The sequence below is a fragment of the Arthrobacter sp. H41 genome (genome assembly GCF_000520535.1).
Taxonomy (GTDB): Bacteria; Actinomycetota; Actinomycetes; order Actinomycetales; family Micrococcaceae; genus Arthrobacter_D.
Genome location: NZ_KI914776.1, coordinates 19,041 through 21,477, shown reverse-complemented (window position 1 = coordinate 21,477; position 2,437 = coordinate 19,041). Strand labels below are relative to the sequence as shown.

The 2,437-nt window shown below is 66.1% G+C and carries 2 protein-coding genes and 1 pseudogene; all 3 read left to right on the top strand.

The window, feature by feature from the left end; genetic code table 11:
* Positions 1–453, top strand: a pseudogene (locus tag Y705_RS22200) (hypothetical protein); the annotation flags it as partial.
* A 287-nt stretch (positions 454–740) separates the two neighbouring features.
* Positions 741–1,475 (top strand): lipid II:glycine glycyltransferase FemX, encoded by a 735-nt coding sequence (locus tag Y705_RS22990; RefSeq protein WP_343212716.1) that lies wholly within the window; start codon positions 741–743, stop codon positions 1,473–1,475.
* The coding region (locus Y705_RS17500) for a phytoene desaturase family protein (RefSeq protein WP_049822288.1) at positions 1,468–2,437 on the top strand (970 nt) is incomplete at its 3' end. The genes Y705_RS22990 and Y705_RS17500, both read left to right, overlap by 8 nt.

The window sequence follows — 2,437 nt, the reverse complement described above, 5'->3', positions numbered from 1 at the left end:
GTGGGTTCATTCATCCTCCTCAACAAGGTGTATTCGCCGCAGTATGCGCTTTGGCTCGTGCCGCTCGTCGCCCTTGCCTACCCCCGTTGGAGGACCTTCGCCGTCTGGCAGTTGGCGGAAGTGATGCATTGGTGGGCGGTCTGGATGTATCTCGCCTTCTCGACGAGCGGAGGATCCATCTACACCAACATCGACCTGCTCTACTACGCCCTTGCAGTGGCGGGACATATCCTCCTCACTGCATACATTTTGCTGAGAGTAGTGCTGGAGATACTCGACCCTGCTACAGATGCGGTCCGCCGGGCTGGGATCGATGACCCCGGCGGGGGCCCGTTCGACCGGGCTCCCGACCGATTCGTCCTCATCAGGCGTCGGGCCGGCAGCTCGTTGATCGGCCGGAGGGCTCGGGTAGGCTTGGGGTCGCCAGGTTCCCCAGCGAAAGAATCGACGTGAGTGCAACGCTGTTCCGCTACGACAAGCTGGAAGAAACCGAGTTCGACGTCCTTGCGGTCACCCGTCCCGAGATCCGGGTCCCGCTTGAGGAGCCCGACGCCGTGCTCGCCGGTCAGTGTTCCGCCGAGGCTCTTGGCGAGGTGGAACATTTCGCCCAGGACTCGGACGGCACGCTCGTTGCCACTGCGAGTTTCCTCCGTATCCGGCGCCGGTTCCGGGAGTCGCTGGTGGTGGTCAACGGGCCGGTGTGGTTCAGCGAGAGGACGCCGGCGGCCGAACGAGTGCTAATGGACACCCTCCGCCAGCAGTTCCGGAGCGACGACGACGCCTCGCCTCTCTACGTGCGCATGCAGGTCGCGACGCTGCAACCGCCTGCCACGGGGCCTTTGGAGCACGGGTGGTACGAGCGGGAGATCGTCGTCGACCTGCGGCCCGACGAGAAGGAACTGCTTGCCGGCTTCCGCCCCAACGCGAGGAACAGCATCCGCCGGGCACGGAAGGAAGGGGTGGAGGTTCGAAGCATTCCCCAGGAGGAATGGATCGAGGTCTTCCGGACCGAGCTCTTTCCGATCCTGCAGGAGACCGCCGAACGTGATGCGTTCCAGAGCTTCGACTCCTCCTATTACGAAACGTTCCTGACGCAGCTCTCCGGCTACGCCGGTCTGCTGGTTGCCTACTCCGAGGGCAAGGCCACCAGTTGGCTGATCACCACTCAGTACCGGGGCCATGCCGTGTACTACTTCGCGGGCAGCACCCTGGACGCGCGCCGCACGTTTGCTCCGTACCTGCTCCTCTGGGAAGCCTTCCGGGCGCTGAAGGCAGCCGGAGCCACCAGTTGCGGACTCACGGGCATCGTGAGTGAGAACTACCCGCAGCTCATCAACGTCACCACCTTCAAGCGCAACTTCTCCAAGAACGTGGTCACCATCCCCACCACCTACGACATCCCGCTCCATCCCCTCCGCTACCGCGCTTTGGCCGCGGTGCTCGACGCGCGGCGCAAGCGATCCTCCCGTGGCTGATGTCGAGATCGTGGGATCGGGGCCCAACGGCCTGGCGGCCGGCGTCGTCCTGGCCCGCGCGGGGCTCACCGTCCGCATCCATGAGGCGTCGCCGACCGTCGGCGGAGGGTCACGCACACTCGAACTCATGGAGGACGAGCACTTCCATGACTTCTGCTCCGCAGTACATCCCATGGCACTGGCATCGCCCTTCTTCCGGGCGTTCGGAATCAGCAAGCGGATCGGGTTCGCGGTACCGGACGTCTCCTATGCGCATCCGCTCGATTCCGGGCGCGCCGGAGTCGCCTACCGCAGCCTTGACCGCACGGTCGAGGGACTCGGGGTCGACGGGCCGGCATACCGCCGGCTGATGGAGCCCCTGACGCAGCGCGAGGAGGGAATCCTCGCCTTCGCCCTGAACTCCTTCCTCCGCCTCCCGAAAAAACCGGAAGCGGCGCTTCGTTTCGGGCTCGCAGCACTGGATCAGGGGTCCCCCCTCTGGAACAGGCGGTTCCGCACCGATGAGGCACGCGCACTCCTCACCGGAGTCATGGCGCATCCCGTGGGCCCGCTTCCATCGCTGACTGCGGCTGGGGCCGGCCTTGCCCTCGGCCTCCTTGCCCATACGGTCGGCTGGCCGATCCCGGTGGGTGGTTCCCAGGCGATCGTGGACGCGATGGCTGCCGATATCCAGGCGCACGGCGGCGAGGTGGTGGTGGAAAGCCGCATCGATTCGCTGGCCGAGCTCGGAGCGGCGAAGGTGGTCCTCCTCGACGTCGCACCGAAGTCACTGGTCCGCCTTGCGCGGGGCCGACTCCCTGCCGCCTACGACCGCGCACTCCGCAGCTTCAGGTACGGCAATGCCGCGTGCAAGGTCGACTACATCCTCTCCGGGCCTGTGCCGTGGGCCAATGCCGAAGTGGCCCGGGCAGGAACGGCGCACCTGGGGGGCACGAGGGCCGAGATCGCCGCCGGGGAGGCGG

Coding starts and splice junctions, on each gene's coding strand:
- Y705_RS22990 (WP_343212716.1), top strand. CDS start 741: ATGGACACCCTCCGCCAGCAGTTCCGGAGCGACGACGACGCCTCGCCT.